This is a genomic window from Stenotrophomonas nematodicola (genome assembly GCF_009467805.1).
Classification (GTDB): domain Bacteria; phylum Pseudomonadota; class Gammaproteobacteria; order Xanthomonadales; family Xanthomonadaceae; genus Stenotrophomonas; species Stenotrophomonas nematodicola.
In genome coordinates this window covers 610,020-628,575 of sequence record NZ_WIAY01000002.1, presented here as the reverse complement: position 1 = coordinate 628,575, position 18,556 = coordinate 610,020, and the positions used below count along the sequence as shown (strand labels likewise).

The 18,556-nt window shown below is 68.2% G+C and carries 19 protein-coding genes; 13 read left to right on the top strand and 6 right to left on the bottom strand.

Going from position 1 to position 18,556, the window contains the following annotated elements; all coding sequences use genetic code 11:
- Positions 1 to 38 precede the first annotated feature (38 nt).
- The gene (arsH, locus tag GDJ08_RS10330) at positions 39 to 779 is read left to right on the top strand and encodes an arsenical resistance protein ArsH (RefSeq protein ID WP_153164819.1); all 741 of its coding nucleotides are present in this window, start codon (positions 39 to 41) and stop codon (positions 777 to 779) included.
- Positions 776 to 1,222 carry an arsenate reductase (glutaredoxin) gene (gene arsC, locus GDJ08_RS10325; protein WP_153164818.1) on the top strand — a complete coding sequence of 149 codons (447 nt, stop codon included), beginning with the start codon at positions 776 to 778 and terminating at the stop codon, positions 1,220 to 1,222. Before arsH ends, arsC begins: the two co-directional genes overlap by 4 nt.
- A gap of 129 nt (positions 1,223 to 1,351) precedes the next feature.
- Here arsC and GDJ08_RS10320 read toward each other — a convergent pair whose 3' ends face one another.
- Positions 1,352 to 1,741: a DUF2628 domain-containing protein gene (locus GDJ08_RS10320; RefSeq protein ID WP_017354799.1), complete on the bottom strand. Its 390-nt coding sequence runs from the start codon at positions 1,739 to 1,741 to the stop codon at positions 1,352 to 1,354.
- Between the two features lie 192 nt (positions 1,742 to 1,933).
- Here GDJ08_RS10320 and GDJ08_RS10315 point away from each other — a divergent pair, with 192 nt between their 5' ends.
- The 6 genes from GDJ08_RS10315 (at position 1,934) to hemC (ending at position 8,039) form a co-directional block, all read left to right on the top strand.
- On the top strand, positions 1,934 to 2,110 hold the full coding sequence (locus GDJ08_RS10315; protein WP_153164817.1) for a hypothetical protein: 177 nt from the start codon (positions 1,934 to 1,936) through the stop codon (positions 2,108 to 2,110).
- Positions 2,111 to 2,652: 542 nt separating this feature from the next.
- Positions 2,653 to 4,560, top strand: coding sequence for a glucans biosynthesis glucosyltransferase MdoH (mdoH, locus tag GDJ08_RS10310; RefSeq protein WP_017354797.1), 1,908 nt, complete (start codon positions 2,653 to 2,655; stop codon positions 4,558 to 4,560).
- Positions 4,561 to 4,601: 41 nt separating this feature from the next.
- The gene (locus tag GDJ08_RS10305) at positions 4,602 to 5,276 is read left to right on the top strand and encodes an alpha/beta hydrolase (protein WP_153164816.1); all 675 of its coding nucleotides are present in this window, start codon (positions 4,602 to 4,604) and stop codon (positions 5,274 to 5,276) included.
- 4 nt (positions 5,277 to 5,280) lie between these two features.
- Positions 5,281 to 6,327 carry a sensor histidine kinase gene (locus GDJ08_RS10300; RefSeq protein WP_017354795.1) on the top strand — a complete coding sequence of 349 codons (1,047 nt, stop codon included), beginning with the start codon at positions 5,281 to 5,283 and terminating at the stop codon, positions 6,325 to 6,327.
- Positions 6,328 to 6,337: 10 nt separating this feature from the next.
- Positions 6,338 to 7,066: a LytR/AlgR family response regulator transcription factor gene (locus GDJ08_RS10295; RefSeq protein WP_017354794.1), complete on the top strand. Its 729-nt coding sequence runs from the start codon at positions 6,338 to 6,340 to the stop codon at positions 7,064 to 7,066.
- Between the two features lie 61 nt (positions 7,067 to 7,127).
- Positions 7,128 to 8,039: a hydroxymethylbilane synthase gene (gene hemC, locus GDJ08_RS10290; protein ID WP_017354793.1), complete on the top strand. Its 912-nt coding sequence runs from the start codon at positions 7,128 to 7,130 to the stop codon at positions 8,037 to 8,039.
- Between the two features lie 142 nt (positions 8,040 to 8,181).
- On the opposite strand, the gene GDJ08_RS10285 is transcribed toward hemC, so the two are convergent.
- On the bottom strand, positions 8,182 to 8,958 hold the full coding sequence (locus GDJ08_RS10285) for a DUF481 domain-containing protein (protein WP_017354792.1): 777 nt from the start codon (positions 8,956 to 8,958) through the stop codon (positions 8,182 to 8,184).
- Between the two features lie 118 nt (positions 8,959 to 9,076).
- Complete coding sequence (locus GDJ08_RS10280; RefSeq protein ID WP_136005252.1) at positions 9,077 to 9,700, bottom strand: LolA family protein; 624 nt, start codon at positions 9,698 to 9,700, stop codon at positions 9,077 to 9,079.
- A gap of 88 nt (positions 9,701 to 9,788) precedes the next feature.
- On the opposite strand from GDJ08_RS10280, the gene GDJ08_RS10275 reads away from it, so the two are divergent.
- Positions 9,789 to 10,754, top strand: a complete 966-nt coding sequence (locus GDJ08_RS10275) for a helix-turn-helix transcriptional regulator (RefSeq protein ID WP_017354790.1) — start codon at positions 9,789 to 9,791, stop codon at positions 10,752 to 10,754.
- A 135-nt stretch (positions 10,755 to 10,889) separates the two neighbouring features.
- The gene (locus GDJ08_RS10270; RefSeq protein ID WP_153164815.1) at positions 10,890 to 11,684 is read left to right on the top strand and encodes a MetQ/NlpA family ABC transporter substrate-binding protein; all 795 of its coding nucleotides are present in this window, start codon (positions 10,890 to 10,892) and stop codon (positions 11,682 to 11,684) included.
- A 36-nt stretch (positions 11,685 to 11,720) separates the two neighbouring features.
- On the opposite strand, the gene glpK is transcribed toward GDJ08_RS10270, so the two are convergent.
- From glpK to GDJ08_RS10255, 3 genes are all read right to left on the bottom strand, one after another.
- Complete coding sequence (gene glpK, locus GDJ08_RS10265; RefSeq protein ID WP_153164814.1) at positions 11,721 to 13,229, bottom strand: glycerol kinase GlpK; 1,509 nt, start codon at positions 13,227 to 13,229, stop codon at positions 11,721 to 11,723.
- A gap of 47 nt (positions 13,230 to 13,276) precedes the next feature.
- Positions 13,277 to 14,770 (bottom strand): glycerol-3-phosphate dehydrogenase, encoded by a 1,494-nt coding sequence (glpD, locus tag GDJ08_RS10260; RefSeq protein WP_017354787.1) that lies wholly within the window; start codon positions 14,768 to 14,770, stop codon positions 13,277 to 13,279.
- Positions 14,771 to 14,915: 145 nt separating this feature from the next.
- Positions 14,916 to 15,551: an OmpW/AlkL family protein gene (locus GDJ08_RS10255; RefSeq protein WP_017354786.1), complete on the bottom strand. Its 636-nt coding sequence runs from the start codon at positions 15,549 to 15,551 to the stop codon at positions 14,916 to 14,918.
- 191 nt (positions 15,552 to 15,742) lie between these two features.
- Here GDJ08_RS10255 and GDJ08_RS10250 point away from each other — a divergent pair, with 191 nt between their 5' ends.
- The 3 genes from GDJ08_RS10250 to GDJ08_RS10240 all read left to right on the top strand — a co-directional run bounded on the left by GDJ08_RS10250 (position 15,743) and on the right by GDJ08_RS10240 (position 18,548).
- Positions 15,743 to 16,264, top strand: coding sequence for a DNA-deoxyinosine glycosylase (locus GDJ08_RS10250; protein ID WP_153164813.1), 522 nt, complete (start codon positions 15,743 to 15,745; stop codon positions 16,262 to 16,264).
- Positions 16,265 to 16,476: 212 nt separating this feature from the next.
- The gene (gene aceF / locus GDJ08_RS10245; RefSeq protein ID WP_153164812.1) at positions 16,477 to 17,877 is read left to right on the top strand and encodes a dihydrolipoyllysine-residue acetyltransferase; all 1,401 of its coding nucleotides are present in this window, start codon (positions 16,477 to 16,479) and stop codon (positions 17,875 to 17,877) included.
- A 44-nt stretch (positions 17,878 to 17,921) separates the two neighbouring features.
- Complete coding sequence (locus tag GDJ08_RS10240; protein ID WP_153164811.1) at positions 17,922 to 18,548, top strand: hypothetical protein; 627 nt, start codon at positions 17,922 to 17,924, stop codon at positions 18,546 to 18,548.
- Positions 18,549 to 18,556 lie beyond the last annotated feature (8 nt).

Below are 18,556 nucleotides of genomic sequence, written 5' to 3'. Positions count from 1 at the left end.
CTAGAATAGTGGAACAATAGCGCCGGAGCAACGCCCTCATGTCCCGCCTTCCCCACCTGACCCCGGCGGCGGCCCCGTCGCCCGATCTGGACGCATTGCGCCAGGAGGGCGGCGACCACCCGCCGCGGATCCTGATTCTGTACGGATCGCTGCGCCCACAGTCCTACAGCCGGCTGCTCGCACGCGAAGTAGAGCACCTGCTGCAGCACTTCGGCGCCGAGGTACGGGTCTTCGATCCGCACGCGCTGCCGATGTGCGATGCCGTCGGGGCCGACCATCCGCAGGTGCAGCAGCTGCGTGCCTGGTCACAGTGGTCCGAAGGGCAGGTCTGGATCAGCCCGGAGCGCCACGGCAGCATGAGCGCGGTGTTCAAGAACCAGATCGACTGGCTGCCGCTGTCCGAGGGCAGCGTGCGCCCGACGCAGGGTCGCACGCTGGCGGTCATGCAGGTCTGTGGCGGCTCGCAGTCGTTCAATGTGGTCAACGCGCTGCGCGTGCTGGGCCGCTGGATGCGCATGGTCACCATCCCGAACCAGTCGTCGGTGCCCAAGGTCTGGCAGGAATTCGACGACGCGGGCCGGATGCGTGCCTCGCCGTACTACGACCGCGTGGTCGATGTGGTGGAGGAGCTGGTCAAGTTCACACTGCTCGTGCGGGGGCGCACCGAGTACCTCACCAGCCGTTACAGCGAACGCAAGGACGTCGCGGCGATGCACGCGCTGGCGGTGGCCGCCGGTGCCGTTGCAGCACCATCGCCGACGGCCGGGAGCGCGCCATGAAGGCAACAATTCTCCACAACCCTGCGTGCGCCACCTCGCGCAACGTTCTTGCCTTGATCCGCCATGTCGGCATCGAGCCGGAGGTGATCGAGTACCTGGTGACGCCGCCGACGCGCGAGCGGCTGGTCTCGCTGATCCGGCGCGCGGGCCTGGAGGTGCGCCAGGCGCTGCGGCAGAACGTGCCGCCCTACGCCGCGCTGGGTCTGGATGACCTGCGGCTGGATGACGACCACCTGCTCGATGCGATGCTGGCGCACCCGATCCTGATCAACCGTCCCTTCGTCGAGACGGAGCGTGGTGTCTGCCTGGCGCGGCCATCCGAAGCGGTCCTGGCGCTGTTGCCGCCGCTGCGCACCGATTTCACCAAGGAAGACGGCCAGGTGGTGCCGGCCCTGTCCGTGGCCGATTCGGCCGACGGCGATGTCACCCGACCGCCGCGCTGATCGCCTGCAGACCCGGCGTGCCGGAAAGCCGCATCCTGTTCGGCGCGCGCCGGGCCGCGATGCGGGAGGTGAGCCGCAAAAAAAAAGCCCGGTCGATGACCGGGCCCGAAGGGGAGTGCAGGGCGCCGATTACCAGCGCAGACCTTCAAAGGGGTTCCAGCTGGTGTTGCCCTTCACGCGATCCAGGTAATACGCGTAGTTGGTCGTGATCGCGACCAGCAGCGACCACACCACCAGCAACGTACGGCCGATGAAGCCCGGCAGGATCATCGCCACCACATACAGCGCCACGGTCACGGCGAGGACCACGATCGCCTTGCGCCACAGGCCGAGGATGAACAGGTAGATCCAGGTGAAGAACAGGGCGAAGAAGTTGAAGTTGACCTTCACTTTTTCGCCGAACGGCAGCTTCTGCAGGGCTTCCTTGAAGCCCGGGGCGTTGGGCGCGCCATGCTTCTCGAAGAAGTTGAAACGGAACTGCCACTTGGGGCTGTACTGCGAGGTGTTGAAGGAGTCCATATCCATTTTCTAGGTTGTAAACGATTTCATCATAGCTTTCGTATATGCCAGTACGCCAGTGTATCGACGCGGACGTGTCGAAAAACCGGCGCAACCGGGCCGTCACACATTGCGGTGAATTTTCAGATAGGGTGCGCACTCCCCACGGCGGATGCCGTTGGGAACGACCGCAGGACACAGGACACGGAGACCATGTCGAGTACTTCCTCGCGCCACGGCGCGGGCCCCGCCAATCGCCCGATCGCACCGTGCCCGGTCGCGACCCAGGCCCAGCAGTTGCTGGCCCAGCAGCAGTTGACCCAGGCCGCCTCGCGCGCGCTGGCGATCGCCGCTGCCGCGCTGGTCACGCCCGAGCCCGAGCTGCGCTGATACCCCCCGCTGCCCACGCGCTGCCCGATCGGGACAGCGCACGTCGGGCGTGGCCGTCAGGAAGCGCTTGGACATGCCACGGCGCCCGGTCCCGCGCTTGGCCGGGGCAGACGAGGCGCGCGCGGGCTGCGCACGGAACGACACGGCCCCGGTGGATGGCGCTGCGATGGTCATCGACCGTTCGGGTGATGCGAATGACGCCCGTGTACAAGATGAATGGGGAAAACCCCGTGGCACAAGGGCTGCGACCTCATGTCGCGATCAGCCACCCCGGTGTCGGGGCCGGCTGGCTGAATGGGGAGAAATCACGGGGATTGGCCTTCGCACCCGGCTTACATTTGGCCCCATAGACTGAGCCGCATTTTTCGCCTCAAGCCTGTTGGAGAGTTCGTGGGTTCCGGTAGTGACAGACATCAGCTGCGTACCGGTTGCCGGTCCACGCAGGCAGGACGCAATCGTGCCGCTGGGCGCGCCGGGATCGGGATGATCCACCTGGTACCGGGTTCGCCCGGCTTGGCACGCCCCACCACGGGACGCCGCGCATGACCACGCAGACCCTCAACGCCGTTGTGGACGCCGGGCGGGCAGTGCTGCCGGTCGAAACGCCGATGGCCATGCCCGAACAGTCGTTCCGCGAAGGGCGCCTGCAGGTGCCGCGCCAGCGTACCGCGCCGCGGTTGATGGCGCTGCGCCGCTTCTACATCCTCGGCGGCACCGCAGCGATGACCATCGCCGCCACCACCATGATGTGGAAGGTGCTCGCGGTGAACGGCGTCAGCGTGCTGGAGGCCTGCCTGCTGTGCCTGTTCGTGGCCCTGTTCGCCTGGATCGCGCTGTCCTTTGCCGGGGCCGTCGCCGGCTTTCTGACCGCCGTGTTCGATCGCGGCTACAAGCTGGGCATCGATCCGGATGAGCCGCTGCCGCAGGTGCATACCCGCACCGCGCTGCTGATGCCCACCTACAACGAAGATCCGCGCCGCCTGCTGGCTGGCCTGCAGGCGATCTACGAGTCGGTTGCCGCGACCGGGCAACTGGCGCAGTTCGATTTCTACGTGCTCAGCGACACCCGCCGCGACGACATCGGTGCGGCCGAAGAACAGGCGTTTGAAGCACTGCGCGATGCCGTGCAGGGGCACGACCGGCTGTTCTACCGTCGCCGCGGCGACAACAGCGGACGCAAGGCCGGCAACATCGCCGACTGGGTGCGCCGCTTCGGTGGCGGCTACCCGCAGATGCTGATCCTGGATGCCGACAGCCTGATGACCGGCGACACCATCGTGCGCCTGGTGGCCGGCATGGAACACAATCCGGACGTCGGCCTGATCCAGACACTGCCGGCGGTGATCGGCGGGCGCACCCTGTTCGCACGCATGCAGCAGTTCGGCGGGCGCGTGTACGGGCCGGTGATCGGGCGCGGCGTGGCCTGGTGGCATGGTGCGGAAAGCAACTACTGGGGCCACAACGCGATCATCCGCACCGAGGCCTTTGCCGAGAACGCCGGCCTGCCGCCGCTGCCGGGACGCCAGCCGTTCGGCGGGCACGTGCTCAGCCACGATTTCGTCGAGGCCGCGCTGATGCGCCGTGGCGGCTGGGCCACCCACATGGTGCCCTACCTCAAGGGCAGCTACGAGGAAGGCCCGCCCACGCTGACCGACATGCTGGTGCGCGACCGTCGCTGGTGCCAGGGCAACCTGCAGCACGCCAAGGTGGTCGGCTCCAAGGGCCTGCACTGGGTCAGCCGCATGCACATGATGATCGGCATCGGCCACTATTTCACCGCGCCGATGTGGGCGATGCTGATGCTGATCGGCATCGCGATCCCGCTGTTCCAGGGCGGCATCGATTTCAATGCGCTGCTGCATCTGTCGCCCGGCCAGTACTGGCGGCACCAGGACGAAGAAAAAGTGGTGCGCATGTTCGCCCTCACGATGGTCGTGCTGCTGTCGCCCAAGGTGCTGGGGTACCTGGCCATGCTGCTGGACCCGGTGGAGCGGCGCGGATGCGGCGGTGCCTTCCGTGCGCTGATCTCGATGCTGCTGGAAACCGTGCTGGCCGCGCTGATGGCACCGGTGGTGATGTACGTGCAGTCGCGTGGCGTGGCCGAAGTACTGGCCGGCAAGGACTCGGGCTGGGATGCACAGCAGCGTGACGACGGTGGGATCTCCTGGCCGGCGCTGATCCGCGGCTACGGTGGCCTGAGCGTTTTCGGGCTGTTCATGGGCGCGCTCGCCTACGCGGTGTCGCCGTCACTGGCGGCATGGATGGCGCCGGTGGTGGTCGGCATGGTGCTGGCCGTGCCGGTAGTGGCCCTGACCTCTGGGCGCCGCGCCGGCGACCTGCTGCACCGCTGGGGCCTGATGGACATTCCCGAGGAACTGGCCCCGCCGCCGGTGCTGGTGCGCGCCGCGCAACTGCGTCGGGCCGCGCTGGAGAACGCTGCGCCGCAGTGAGTTGTGCGCATAATGCGGCGCCCCTGTTCTGGAGTCACCGCATGCAGCACCGCTTGGAAACCGTCATCAACGAAACCGGCACCGACCCGCAGTGGGCGGTGCTGTGGCTGCATGGACTGGGCGCTGACGGCCATGATTTCGCGCCGATCGTCCCCGAACTGCTGCGTCCGCACTGGCCGGCGATCCGCTTCGTGTTTCCGCATGCACCGGTGCAGCCGATCACGATCAACAACGGCGTGCCGATGCGCGCCTGGTACGACATCGTCAGCATGGACTTCCGCTCGCGTGCCGACGCCGCCGGCGTGGACACCTCGGTGCTGGCCCTGGACGGCCTGATCGAGGACGAAATCGCCCGCGGCATTCCGGCCGAACGGATCCTGCTGGCCGGCTTCTCGCAGGGCGGCGCCATCATCCTCAGCGCCGCCTTGCGCCGGACCCGCCCGCTGGCCGGCCTGATCGCGCTGTCGACCTACCTGCCGGATCCGGAGACGGCCGCCGCGCAGCGTGCGCCGGACGGCATCCGGCCCCCGGTGTTCATGGCGCACGGCGCGCAGGACCCGGTCATTCCGCAGCCCATCGCCGCGCATACCGCACAGACGCTCACCGCGCTGGGCTTCCCGCTGGAATGGCATTCCTATCCGATGGCCCACCAGGTCTGTGGCGACGAGCTGCAGGCGCTGGGCGATTGGCTGGACGCGCGGTTCCAGGCCGCCTGAGCCGATGAGCGACCCGCGCCAGCTGCCGTGGCTGCCCGACCTGTGCCGCCTGCCGCGGCTGGCGGCGATGCTCGGGCTGGCCGAGCTGGTGGTGCTGGTGGTGGCCCTGGCGCCGGATGGCAGCCGGCAATGGTTGGTGTCGGACTTTCTCAGCGCCAGTGGCTTTGCCCTGTGGCTGGCGTTGGCCACCACGGTCTGCCTGTGCAGCGCCCGGCAGCAGTTGTCGCGGCTTCCCGAGTTACCCGGCACGCTGCTGGCGGTGGCGATGACTGCGGTGATCGCCAGTGCCTGCGCCGGCATCGTGCATGGGCTTTACAGCGCGCTGGGCGGAAGCAGTTTTGCCAGCGGCGTCGGCTTCTGGCGCTTCACCCTGGGCAGCGCGGCGATCACCGCGCTGATGGTGGCGCTGGCCCTGCGCTATTTCTATGTCAGCGACCGCTGGAGCGCGCAGGTGATGGCCAACGCACGCGCGCAGGCCGATGCGTTGCAGGCGCGGATCCGTCCGCACTTTCTCTTCAACAGCATGAACCTCATCGCCGGCCTGCTGCGCCGCGATCCGGCGGTGGCCGAACGCGCGGTGCTGGATCTGTCCGATCTGTTCCGGGCCGCGCTTGGGGCGGGCGAGGGCGATGCCACCCTGCGCGAGGAATGCGAGCTGGCCGAGCGCTATCTCTCGATTGAATCGCTGCGCCTTGGCGAGCGCCTGCAGGTGCAATGGCAGCGCGAGGAACCGCTGCCGTGGGACCTGCCGATGCCGCGCCTGGTGCTGCAGCCTCTGGTGGAGAACGCGGTGCTGCACGGCATCTCGCGGCTGCCGGCGGGGGGCACGATCGTCATCGGGCTGGGCGTAAAGGACCAGCAGCTGCACATCCGCGTGCACAACCCGGCTCCCGATCCCAGCGCGCGCAGCCTGCCGCTGGCGCACGGTGCCGGCCACGCCCAGCGCAGCATCGCGCACCGCCTGGCCTGGCGTTTCGGGCCGGGCGCGCGGATGACGGGAGGATGGAGCGACGGCTACTATGCTTGCGACATCACGGTCCCGATTCCATGAGGATGCTGTCTTGAAAGTGGTCATCGCCGACGACGAACCGCTGGCCCGCGATCGGCTGCGGTCACTGCTGGCCGACCAGGCCGGGGTCGAGGTCGTGGCCGAGGCGGAGAACGGCGAACAGGCGCTGCACGCCTGCGCCGATCTGCAACCGGACCTGGTGCTGCTGGACATCGCCATGCCGGGCCTGGACGGGCTGGAGGCCGCCCGTCACCTGGCCACCTTCGATCCGCGTCCGGCGGTAGTCTTTTGCACCGCCTACGACGCGCACGCGTTGTCCGCGTTCGAGGCGGCCGCCATTGATTACCTGATGAAGCCGGTGCGTCCCGAGCGGCTGGCCGCCGCGCTGGAGCGCGCGCGGACCTTCCTGGCGGGCCGCGGTGGCCAACCCGTTGCCGCCAGCCAGCAGGCACGCACCCTGCTGTGCGCGCGCCTGCGCGGCAGCCTGCGGCTGATCCCGATCGACGACATTCACTACCTGCAGGCCGAGGAAAAGTACGTGGTGGTCCACCACGCACGCGGCGAGGACCTGATCGAGGAGTCGCTGAAGTCGCTGGAGGAGGAGTTCACCACGCGGTTCGTGCGCATCCACCGCAACTGCCTGGTTGCCCGGCACGAACTGATGGAGCTGCGGCGCAACAGCGCCGGCCAGGTGCAGGCCGTGCTTCGCCACGGCAAGCAGCCGCTGGAGGTGAGCCGGCGCTGCGTGGCCAGCATCAAGCAGGACCTCAAGCACCTGTGAGGGAGCAGCGGCGTACCAGCCGTGGGTCGGTACGCGTGGCCGGCTTTGACATAATGGCGGCATGAAGACCCTGCGCATCGCCACCCGAAAGAGCCCGCTTGCCCTGTGGCAGAGCGAACATGTCGCCGATCGCCTGCGCCAGGCGCATCCTGGCCTGGACGTGGTGCTGGTGCCGATGAGCACGCGTGGCGACGAGGTGCTCGACCGCTCGCTGGCCGCCATCGGCGGCAAGGGCCTGTTCCTCAAGGAGCTGGAACTGGCGATGCTGCGCGGTGAGGCCGACTGCGCGGTGCATTCGCTCAAGGACGTACCGATGGAGCTGGACGCACCGTTCGCGCTGCCGGCGATGCTGACCCGCCACGATCCGGCCGACGGCTTCATTTCCAATCTGTACGCCTCGCTCGATGCGCTGCCGATCGGCGCGCGCGTGGGGACCTCCTCGCTGCGCCGCCAGGCGCAGCTGCGCGCGCTGCGTCCGGACCTGGAGCTGCTGGACCTGCGCGGCAACGTCAATACCCGGCTGGCCAAGCTCGACAACGGCGGTTACGACGCGATCGTGCTGGCCGTGGCCGGGCTGGAGCGGTTGGGCCTGGGCGAGCGGATCGTGTCCCGGCTGGCCGCGCCGGCATGGCTGCCGGCCCCGGCGCAGGGCGCGGTCACGGTGGAATGCAATGGCGAGGATGCGCAGGTGATGGCGCTGTTCGCCGCACTGGATGATGCCCGCACCCGCGCCTGCGTGGAGGCCGAGCGCGCGATGAACCGTGCGCTGCACGGCAGCTGCCATGTGCCGGTGGCCGGCTTCGCGCAGTGGGAGGGAGAAGACCTGTTCCTGCAGGGGCTGGTCGGTGGCGTGGCCGACGGCCGCCTGATCCGCGCCGAGGCGCGGGGGTCCGGAGCGGACCCGGATGCCTTGGGAAAAGCAGTGGCGCAGGGGCTGCTCGACGGGGGCGCCGGCGAATTGCTCGCCGTCTGAGGTGCAAGGCCGACCACTCCTCCGGTGTGGAGCCCCCTGACTCAGGGGGCGGCCGCGAAGCCGTGGGGGTCCGGGGGGGAAGGGGCCCACGATTCGCGCAGCGAACCGTGGAGCGTCAGCGCGAATGCGACGGCGCGTACCCTTACTTGAACTTGTAGACCACGTTCATGGTGGTCAACGTGTCGGTCTTGCGCTTGTCTTCGGCGACGTCGCTGTTGTAACGGGCCTGCCAGCCGGCTTTCAACGCCAGGTGCTCGTTCATGCTGACCGACACGCCGAAATCGTTCTGGCCGAAGGTGTTGTACGAGCCCGATTCGACCAGCAGCGTGTTGACCAGGTCGGTATTGGGGGTCAGCGTGTACTTGACGTCGAACAGGCCGCGGCCGATCAGGCCGGTGCGGGTCTCATCGTCCTCGGTATTGTGCGTGCGGCGCACACCGGGGCCGATCTGCGCGTCGATGTAGAAGCGGTCGCTGTCCACCACGCGGGTACCGTAACCGAGACCGAACGAGCTCTGGCGGTCGTAGGTGGCGAAATCGTCGCGCTCGTAACGCACAGTGGCGGTGAGCTGGCGGTGTTCGCCCAGCTGCAGCGCGCTGCCGGCGCTGCCGGTATAGCGGTTCGCGGTGGTGTTGCGGCGGCGCACGGTGCTGCCGTCATCGTTGGTTTCGGTGTACTCCGAGCGCGAGCGCAGGCCGAACAGGTCCATGCTGTGCACCCAGTCGTCATCGGTGTAACGCAGGCGCAGGCGACCGTTGGCGCTCTCGGTGTTGCTGTTGCCGCGGGCCGAGGCAAAGCCCAGTTCGCCGCCGCTGCCGCTCCAGGGCGAGGTCATCGCGGCCAGCTCGGAAACGTCTTCCGCCCAGGCCACCGGGGCGCAGAGCAGCAGGGGAACAAGCAACGAGACGCGCAGGGACATCAACGGTTCTCCGGATCGGACAGGGGGGAGGGACAGGCCGGTGATGATACTTGAAGCGTTCAGCGCGACATCCGCGCCTGTGCCCCGGCTTTAGCAGACGTTCGGCCTTTCCGCCTGTTCAGGGTAGATCGACGCGCAGCGTCGGATCGTCGAAGCGCGCGTACGACACCGTGATGTCGAAGGCCTGTCCCTGGGTCTGTCCCTGCCGACGGATGCGCACGGGCAGCCCCTGCGCGTTGATCCAGTACAGCATGCCGTCCGGCGCCGCGGTGGCATGGCGGACGCGGAACCTGCGCGCGACCTGACCGTCGATGCGGTCGCTGCCCAGCGCTTCCACCTGCAGTTGCGCCGGTGCCAGATCGGGCGGCAGCGGATTGCGCCACTGTGCCAGCAGCCCCGGCGGCACCGGAACCTGGCGGACCTCGCCATCGCGCTGCAGGAAGAAGGTGTCGCCAATGATGGTCTGCGCGCCCTCCCCGGTGGTCAGCCGGTAACGGTCCGGTGCGACGAAGTCCATCCGCGCCTCGAGCGGACGCGGCCCCTGCATCTGCATGTGGGCCTGGAAGCTGCGCAGCTGGCCGAACCGGCGGCTGGCGGCAAGCACCTCACCGGCCGGATCGGCGGCCGGCACCGGCGCGGCCAGTGATGGGCCAGGGGTGGCCGGCTCGGCGCTGCGCTCGCATGCCCCCAGCAGCATGACGAGCAGGGCGGCGGGGAACAGGCGCACGAGGGGCGAGGACATGGCGGGGACGGCCGGGCAGGGGGCACCACGATAGCCGAAGATGCCGCCGATGCCGCCACAACGACGGCGACTCGGACATAATCGGCTCATGGACCGATATGAACGCATCAATGCCCTGCATCGCCTGCTCAAGTCCGCCCGCTACCCGGTGACGGTGGCGACGCTGCAGGAGAAACTGGCGTGTTCCCGCGCCACGGTGTATCGCGACCTGGCCTTCCTGCGCGACGCGCTGATGGCCCCGGTGGAGGGCGACGGCGAGGCCGGCTTCCGCTACCAGGCCGATGAAAGCGACCGCTTCGAGCTGCCGGGGCTGTGGCTCAGCTCGGAGGAGCTGCACGCGCTGCTGGCCTCCCAGCACTTGTTGGCGCGTACTGGCGGTGGCGTGTTGTCCTCCGTGCTTGCGCCGCTGCAGCAACGCATCGAAGGCCTGCTGGCTGCCCAGGCCGGGGTCTCGACCTGGCCGGTGGACCGGGTGCGGGTAATTCCGCACCGCGGCCGTAAATTCGACGAGGCCAGCTTCCGTGCGGTGGCGTCGGCGGTGCTGGAGCGCAAGCAGCTGGCGTTCGAGTACCGTGCCCGCTCCACTGACGAGGCCACCAAGCGCACCGTCTCCCCGCAGCGCATGACCCACTATCGCGACAACTGGTACCTGGATGCCTGGGACCACGGGCGCGAGGGACTGCGCAGTTTTGCGGTGGACCGCATCTACAAGGCGCGGGTGGTCGACACCGTGGCCCGCGACGTGGACGACAGCGAGCTGGACGAACAGCTCGGCGCGAGCTACGGCATCTTTTCCGGCGCGCCCAAGGGCTGGGCCACCATCGTGTTCAGCGCCAAGGCGGCGCGCTGGGTGGCCGACGAACACTGGCATTCCAGGCAGCAGGGCCGGTTCCTGCCGGACGGCCGCTATGAACTGAAGGTGCCGTACAGCGTTTCCCGCGAGCTGCTGATGGACGTGCTCCACTACGGGTCGGATGCCGAGATCATCGAGCCGACCGTGCTGCGCGAACAGGCCAAGGCGCTGCTGGCGCTGGCGCTGAGCAACTACGAGTAGCAACGCCTGCGGTCGCCGCACCCGCCTGCTGCGGCCGCCGCTCATGCCCCACCGTCATGTGGCCCCGGTACCCGGGGGGGCGGTGCCTGCGGTATCGTTGAAGGCTGTCGCAGCCCCCCCCCGGATTGTCCCCCCATGAAAAAGTACCTGTTGCTCCCGCTGCTGGCCGCGTCGCTGGCCCTGGCCGCCTGCGGTAAGTCCGGCAACGACACGAAGAAGCTGGTGGTCGCCGCCACGGCCGTTCCGCATGCCGAGATCCTGGCCCAGGTCAAGCCGATCCTGGCCAAGGAAGGGCTGGAACTGGACGTGCGCGTGTTCAACGATTACGTGCAGCCCAACGACCAGCTCGTGCAGAAGCAGGTGGACGTCAACTACTTCCAGACCGAGCCGTATCTGGATGCCTACAACCGCGACCGCAAGACCGATCTGGTCAAAGTGATCGGCGTGCACATCGAGCCGTTCGGCGCCTACTCGCGCCGCTTCAAGACGCTCAATGAGGTGCCCACCGGTGCGGACGTGGTGATTCCCAATGACCCAAGCAACAACAGCCGCGCGCTCATCCTGCTGCACAAGGCCGGCCTGATCACCCTCAAGGACCCGACCAATGCGCTGGCCACCCAGCGTGACATCATCGCCAACCCCAAGCAGCTCAAGTTCCGCGAGCTGGATTCGGCGATGCTGCCGCGCGTGCTCGACCAGGTCGATCTGGCCCTGATCAACACCAATTACGCGCTGGATGCCGGGCTCAATCCGACCGAGGACGCGCTGGCGATCGAGAGCCGGGATTCGCCGTACGTGAACTTCCTGGTCGCGCGCCCGGACAACAAGGACGATGCCCGCGTGCAGCAGCTGGCCAAGGCGCTGACCAGCCCCGACGTGAAGGCCTTCATCGCCGAGAAATACAAGGGCGCGGTGCTGCCGGCGTTCTGATGGCGATGGGGACGCAATGCCGGCCGGCGGCCGGCATTACGCCGGTGATGTGACCCGGAAGCCCATCGTCGCTTCCACGGCCTGCTGCCAGCCGGCATACAGCGCCTCGCGGCGCGCCGCCGCCATCTGCGGTTGGAAACGGCGGTCCACGGCCCATTGTTCGGCGATCTGCGCGCGGCTGGTCCAGAAGCCGGTCGCCAGCCCGGCCAGATAGGCCGCGCCCAGCGCGGTGGTTTCGGCCACCTGCGGGCGAAGCACCGGCACGCCAAGCAGGTCGCTCTGGAACTGCGCCATGAAGTCGTTGGCGATCGCACCGCCGTCGGCGCGCAGCTCCTTCAGCTCGATGCCGGCATCGGCCTGCATCGCGGCCAGCACGTCGCGGGTCTGGTAGGCCATCGACTCCACCGCCGCGCGGATGAAATGTTCCTTGGTGGTGCCACGGGTCAGCCCGAACATCGCCCCGCGCACATCGCTGCGCCAGTACGGCGCGCCCAGCCCGACAAAGGCCGGCACCAGGTACACGCCGCCGTTGTCCTCGGCGCGCTCTGCATACGCCTGGCAGTCGCTGGACTTGCCGAACATGCGCAATCCGTCGCGCAGCCACTGCACCACCGACCCGGCGACGAAGATCGAGCCTTCCAGGGCGTACTCCACCCGGCCGTCGATGCCCCAGGCCAACGTGGTCAGCAGGCCATTGTGCGATTCCACGGCCTTGTCGCCGGTGTTCATCAGCATGAAACAGCCGGTGCCATAGGTGTTCTTGGCCATGCCCGGCTCGAAGCATGCCTGGCCGAACAGCGCGGCCTGCTGGTCGCCGGCGATGCCGGCAATGGGAATGTGCTGATCGAAGAAGAACTGCGACCGCGTGGTCGCGTAGACCTCGCTGGAGCTGCGGACCTCGGGCAGCATCGCGCGTGGAATGTTGAACAGCGCCAGCAGTGCATCATCCCAGCGCCGCGCGTGGATATCGAACAGCAGGGTGCGTGCGGCATTGCTCGGATCAGTGACATGCGCCTGACCGCCGCTGAGGTTCCAGACCAGCCAGGTGTCGATGGTGCCGAACAGCAGTTCGCCGCGCTCGGCCCGCGCCTGCGCACCGGGAACATGGTCGAGGATCCAGCGGATCTTGGTGGCCGAGAAGTACGCGTCGATCACCAGACCGGTGCGCTGCCGGATCAACGGCTCATGGCCGTCGGCTTTGAGTCGTTCGCACAGCGGGTGGCTCTGCCGCGACTGCCACACGACCGCATTGTGGATCGGTTGCCCGGTGGCCTTGTCCCACACCACGGTGGTTTCGCGCTGGTTGGTGATGCCGATGGCGGTGATGTGGCGCGGCTCGACCTGCTGGCGGTTCAACAGCTCGGTGATCGTGGTGTAGACGCTGGTGAGGATCTCGCGTGGATCGTGCTCCACCCAGCCCGGTTCGGGGAACAGCTGGGTGAACTCGCGTTGGGCGCTCCCGGCCATGCGGCCGTCGCGGTCGAACAGGATCGCGCGCGAACTGGTGGTGCCCTGGTCGATCGCGAGCACGTACTGCTTGTCCATCACTGACTCCCTGGCAACCCTGCGCATGTCGCAGCGACCCGCCCAGCCTACGCCATCGCCGCGCGGGCCTGCAGGTGCGCGGCCAATGCCTCGCACTGGGCTGGCTGCATGCGGAGCCCGAGGTGCGTGCGTCGCCACAACACATCATCGGCGGTCCGCGCCCACTCGTGCGCGACCAGATAGTCCAGCTCGCGCTGATACAGCCCGCCGCCGTGGTCGTGGCCCAGCGCATCCAGCGACTGCGCACCGCCCAGCAGGCGTGTGGCGCGGGTGCCATAACTGCTGGCCAGACGCTGCAGCAGGGCCGCCGGCAGCTGCGGATGGGACTGCTGCAGGCATGCGGCGACCGCCGCGCCATCACCGCCATCGCCGCCGGGCAAGACCGCGCCGTGTGCGGTCCACGCCGGCCCGGCGTGGGGCAGGTGGGGGCCGAGCCGGTCCAGCGCTTCCTCGGCCAGGGCGCGATAGGTGGTGAGCTTGCCGCCCAGGACGCTGAGCAGCGGCGCCCCGCCGGTATCCAGGTCCAGCCGATAGTCGCGGGTCACCTTGGACGCATCGCGGTGATGGTCCGCCAGCAGCGGGCGCACCCCGCTGAAGCGCCACACGATGTCCGCGTCCCGCACCGGGACGCGCAGGTAACGGTTGACCGCCGCCAGCAGATAGGCCTGTTCGTCATCGCGTGGACGCACCTGGGCGGGGTCGTCGTCGTAGTCGGTGTCGGTGGTGCCGATCAGCGTGAAGTCGTCCTCGTACGGGATGGCGAACACGATGCGCTGATCCGGTTGCTGGAACACATAGGCGCTGTCATGCGCGAACAGGCGTGGCACGACCAGGTGGCTGCCCTGCACCAGGCGCAGGCCGATCGGTGCATCCAGGCCGGCACGCTCCAGCAGCTGGCCTGCCCACGGCCCGGCGGCATTGACCACGCACTGCGTGCGCACGCGCTGCACATCGCCGTTGGCGTCGCGCAGCACTGCCCACCAGTGGTCACGGTGGCGGATCAGCTGCTCGCAACGCGTGCGTACCCGGATCCGGGCGCCGCGTTCGTGCGCATCCACCGCATTGAGGACCACCAATCGCGCATCGTCCACGCGCGCATCGGCGTAGCTGAAACCGGTACGGTACTGCGGCTGCAGCGCTGCGCCGGCCGGATCGGTGGCCAGCCGCAGGCGTCGCGACGGCGGGAAATGGGCGTTGGCCTGGCCAAGGTGGTCGTAGAGCCACAAGCCGGCGCGCAGTACCCAGGCCGGTCGCAGCAGCGAGGCATGCGGCAGCACGAACGTGGTGGGGCGGACCAGATGCGGCGCCAGCCGGCGGACGGTTTCGCGTTCGTTGAGCGCCTTGCGCACCAGGGCGAACTCGCCGTTGCGCAGGTAGCGCAGGCCGCCGTGGACGAGCTTGGTACTGGCGCTGGAGGTATGCGCGGCGAGATCGTCCTGCTCGCACAGGCAGACCGACAGCCCGCGCCCGGCGGCATCGCGGGCGATACCGGCGCCGTTGATGCCGCCGCCCACCACCAGTACGTCGAAGGTATCGCTCATCGCTTCCCCGGGGTGGACCCGGATGGGTCCGTGCCGGCAGTGTCGATCACGCGCGGACAAGACCCGATGAAAGTGCACGGTCCGGAAACGACAACGGGCCCCGTTGAGGGGCCCGTCGCGAACGTACCTGGATGCGGGGTGGCGCTTAGAAGCGGGCGCCGATGCCGAAGCCCACGGTCCACGGGTCCAGCTTGGCCTTGTCGCCGGTGCCGTCGCCGTTGACGGTCAGTTCCGGACGCGAATGCATGTAGCGGGCATCGGCGCGGGCAAACCAGGTGCTGTTGATGTTCATGTCCACGCCGACGGTGCCAATGGCGCCCTTGGCGGTTTCCAGGCCGATGTGGCCGACATCGCTGGCCAGCTTCTCATTGCTGAAATTGGACTCGTAGTAGCCCACGCCCACGAACGGACGGAACACGTTGTCGGCCTGGCCGAAGTGATACTGGCCGCTCAGCGCGATCGGCTGCTGCTCGACGGTGCCCAGACGCGCGCCATCGGTACCGCGCACGCGGTGGTCGAACTTGTCGGCGGCGCCCCACAGTTCCACGGCCCAGTTGTCGTTGATGTAGTAGCTGAAGCTCAGCGTGGGGGCCGGGCCGCCATCCACCTTGCGCACACCGTCGAGCGGGTCGTTCTTCGGCTGCAGCAGCGAGACGCCGCCGACCACGGCAAAATGCTTGCCCGAAGCGGTGTCAGTGGTGGTGGTGTCCTGCGCGAATGCGGCCGGTGCGAAGGCCAGCGCGGTCAGGGTTGCCAGGGTCAGGGTGCGGATGGAGCGCATGGGGGAATCTCCTCGGTGTTTTTTTGTTCTGGACCCCTTGTTCCGGGGTGGGCCAAACGTAGTCCCCGAAACATGAATCGCATCCGACGCGCGTTAAAAATTGGTTTGTTCCGTTCAGCGAACAGCGCGGAACCGCTGCGCAGACGGGTGATCATGCGACGCTGGACATTCATGCAGTTGGACGTGGAGTGATGAACACCATGCAGTGCCAAGGGCTTCCTGCGCAGGTCGATGCGCATGCGCGCGTGCTGGTGCTCGGTTCCATGCCCGGCATCGCCTCGTTGCAGGCGGCGCAGTACTACGCGCATCCGCGCAACCGGTTCTGGCCGCTGATGGCGGCGTTGTGCGATGTCGATGCGACGCTGCCCTACGCCGCGCGCATGGAGGCGCTGCTGGCCGCAGGCGTGGGCGTGTGGGACGTGATCGGCCGCTGCGAGCGCGCCGGCAGCCTGGATGCGTCGATCGTGCGCGGCAGTGAAGAGGCCAATGCACTGCCGGACCTGATTGACACGCTGCCGGCCCTGCGCGCGATCTGCTGCAACGGTGGCACGGCGCACCGTGCGTTCCTGCGGCATATCGCCCCGTCGCTGTCGGCGCGGGCGCAGGCATTGCCGGTGTGGTCGCTGCCGTCGACCAGCCCGGCCAACGCGGCCTGGCCGCTGCCGCGCCTGCAGGTGGCGTGGGCGCCGTTGGCCGCGGCGTTGACCGGTTGAGGGCGGCCTCTGCCGGCAGGGACGCGGGGGACAAGGCGGACAATACGGCACCGACTGGTCACGCGGCCACGGGCGGCGGCCGTGCATGTAACGCGCGCTGAAACAGCCTGTCCCGGGACAGGGGCATTGAAATTGGCACAAGCAGGTTGGCGCTAGCGCCTCCTGCCCCCACAATAGAGGATTCCCTACACCAGATTGCCGGAGTTATCCCCATGGCCGAAATCAAGGAAGCACTTGTCCCCGATATCGGTGACTACAGCGATATCCCGGTAATCGAGGTGCTTGTCGCCGTTGGTGATACCGTCAAGAAGGACCAGGGTCTGGTGACGCTGGAGTCGGACAAGGCCACGATGGAAGTGCCGTCCTCGGTGGCTGGCGTGGTCAAGGAAATCAAGGTCAAGGTCGGCGACAACCTCTCCGAGGGCAAGGTCGTGGCCCTGATCGAAGTGGCCGAAGGCGAGGCCGAGGCCAAGCCGGCCGCTGCTGCTGCCGCTGCCGCACCGGCCGCTGCCGAGACCGCGACCAAGGTCGAGCCGGTCGCCGCCCCGGCGCAGCCGGACAAGCTGGCCGCGCGCGAGATCGAGCAGGCCGCGTCCAAGCCGACCCAGCCCGCCCCGGCCGCCGCCGCGCCGTCGGCCGGCGCCCCGAGCAGCCCGCCGGTGCAGTTCAGCGCCGACAGCGTGCTGCCGCAGAAGGTCCCGTACGCCTCCCCGGCGGTGCGCGTGTTCGCCCGTGAGCTGGGCGTCGATCTGAACCAGCTGACCGGTACCGAGAAGGGTGGCCGCATCACCAAGGGCGACGTGCAGAAGTTCGTCAAGTCCGCGCTGACCGGCGGCGTGCCGGCGGCCGGCGGCACCGTTGCCGCCGGCGGCGGGCTGAACCTGCTGCCCTGGCCGAAGGTCGACTTTGCCAAGTTTGGTGAGGTCGAGGTCCAGCCGCTGTCGCGCATCAAGAAGATTTCCGGCGCCAACCTGGCGCGCAACTGGGCGATGATTCCGCACGTCACCCAGTTCGAGCAGGCCGACATCACCGAGCTGGAAGCCCTGCGCGTGGCGCTGAACAAGGAAAACGAGAAGGCCGGCATCAAGCTGACCATGCTCGCCTTCCTGGTCAAGGCCAGCGCCGCGGCACTGAAGAAGTTCCCCGAGTTCAACGCCTCGCTGGATGCGAGCGGCGAGAATCTGACCCTGAAGAAGTACTTCAACATCGGTTTCGCCGCCGACACCCCGAGCGGGTTGGTGGTGCCGGTGATCCGCGATGTGGACAAGAAGGGTGTGGTGCAGATCGCGCAGGAATCCGGCGAACTGGCCAAGAAGGCTCGCGACGGCAAGCTGGGCCCGGCCGACATGAGCGGTGGCTGCTTCTCGATCAGCTCGCTGGGCGGTATCGGCGGCACGGCGTTCACCCCGATCGTCAATGCGCCGGAAGTGGCCATCCTGGGCGTGTCCAAGTCGTCGATCCAGCCGGTCTGGAACGGCAAGGAATTCGCGCCGAAGCTGATGCTGCCGCTGTCGCTGAGCTATGACCACCGCGTCATCGACGGTGCGCTGGCCGCACGCTTCACCACCTACCTGTCGCAGGTGCTGGCCGACATGCGGCGCGTGCTGCTGTGAGGCAAGGCCTGGCATCGCAGCCGGGCAGAGTCCGGCTCCATGCGATGGCGCTGCTGGCGCTCCTGCCGGCGGCACAGGCAGGCGCTGCCGGCTGCAGCATCGACCTCGGTCGTGGCTGGCCGCCGGCCGTAGGCAACTACGGCCAGGCGGTGGAAACCCTGTTCGATGGCAAGGCGCAGCCCGCGCTGTCGCTGGTGACCCTGCCCAAGAGCGGTGTCGAGACTGGCGTGGCGCTGCTGCCCGGCACCGATGAGCAGGAATGGACCCTGCGCTTCAGCCGCGCCGACAAGCGCGTGTACAACTGGAACAACAGTGCGCGCCAGGGGGGCCTGGAGCTGCGCGTGGACCAGGAGCCGGACCAGTACCAGGTGCGGATCCCGGCGGCGCTGGCGCAGCGCCTGATGCGCAGCTGGAAGGCCGCGCTCAACGCCGGCGTCCCCGCCGACCGCAAGGCGCCCGTGCTGGATGGCGAAGTGCTGTCCTTCATGGTCGATGGCGAACGTTACAGCGGCACGCGGCCGGAGTGCGGCGCCGGCAAAGTGATCATGAAACAGGTGGCGCTGCTGATCGAAGCCAGCGACACCAAGGAAAAGAAGCTCGACCGTCGCTGGCAGGATCTGGACGAGTCGCTCGACGAACTGCAGCAACTGCTCGGCGGCAACGCCGGCTGAGCACCAGG

What these genes read in the sequence shown, in the direction of transcription:
- GDJ08_RS10275 (WP_017354790.1), top strand. Translation starts at nt 9,789, where the DNA reads ATGGACCGATATGAACGCATCAATGCCCTGCATCGCCTGCTCAAGTCC.
- GDJ08_RS10255 (WP_017354786.1), bottom strand. Translation starts at nt 15,551, where the DNA reads ATGCGCTCCATCCGCACCCTGACCCTGGCAACCCTGACCGCGCTGGCC.
- GDJ08_RS10280 (WP_136005252.1), bottom strand. Translation starts at nt 9,700, where the DNA reads ATGTCCTCGCCCCTCGTGCGCCTGTTCCCCGCCGCCCTGCTCGTCATG.
- aceF (WP_153164812.1), top strand. Translation starts at nt 16,477, where the DNA reads ATGGCCGAAATCAAGGAAGCACTTGTCCCCGATATCGGTGACTACAGC.
- arsC (WP_153164818.1), top strand. Translation starts at nt 776, where the DNA reads ATGAAGGCAACAATTCTCCACAACCCTGCGTGCGCCACCTCGCGCAAC.
- arsH (WP_153164819.1), top strand. Translation starts at nt 39, where the DNA reads ATGTCCCGCCTTCCCCACCTGACCCCGGCGGCGGCCCCGTCGCCCGAT.
- GDJ08_RS10305 (WP_153164816.1), top strand. Translation starts at nt 4,602, where the DNA reads ATGCAGCACCGCTTGGAAACCGTCATCAACGAAACCGGCACCGACCCG.
- hemC (WP_017354793.1), top strand. Translation starts at nt 7,128, where the DNA reads ATGAAGACCCTGCGCATCGCCACCCGAAAGAGCCCGCTTGCCCTGTGG.
- glpK (WP_153164814.1), bottom strand. Translation starts at nt 13,229, where the DNA reads ATGGACAAGCAGTACGTGCTCGCGATCGACCAGGGCACCACCAGTTCG.
- GDJ08_RS10250 (WP_153164813.1), top strand. Translation starts at nt 15,743, where the DNA reads ATGAACACCATGCAGTGCCAAGGGCTTCCTGCGCAGGTCGATGCGCAT.
- GDJ08_RS10320 (WP_017354799.1), bottom strand. Translation starts at nt 1,741, where the DNA reads ATGGACTCCTTCAACACCTCGCAGTACAGCCCCAAGTGGCAGTTCCGT.
- mdoH (WP_017354797.1), top strand. Translation starts at nt 2,653, where the DNA reads ATGACCACGCAGACCCTCAACGCCGTTGTGGACGCCGGGCGGGCAGTG.
- GDJ08_RS10300 (WP_017354795.1), top strand. Translation starts at nt 5,281, where the DNA reads ATGAGCGACCCGCGCCAGCTGCCGTGGCTGCCCGACCTGTGCCGCCTG.
- glpD (WP_017354787.1), bottom strand. Translation starts at nt 14,770, where the DNA reads ATGAGCGATACCTTCGACGTACTGGTGGTGGGCGGCGGCATCAACGGC.
- GDJ08_RS10270 (WP_153164815.1), top strand. Translation starts at nt 10,890, where the DNA reads ATGAAAAAGTACCTGTTGCTCCCGCTGCTGGCCGCGTCGCTGGCCCTG.
- GDJ08_RS10240 (WP_153164811.1), top strand. Translation starts at nt 17,922, where the DNA reads ATGGCGCTGCTGGCGCTCCTGCCGGCGGCACAGGCAGGCGCTGCCGGC.
- GDJ08_RS10315 (WP_153164817.1), top strand. Translation starts at nt 1,934, where the DNA reads ATGTCGAGTACTTCCTCGCGCCACGGCGCGGGCCCCGCCAATCGCCCG.
- GDJ08_RS10285 (WP_017354792.1), bottom strand. Translation starts at nt 8,958, where the DNA reads ATGTCCCTGCGCGTCTCGTTGCTTGTTCCCCTGCTGCTCTGCGCCCCG.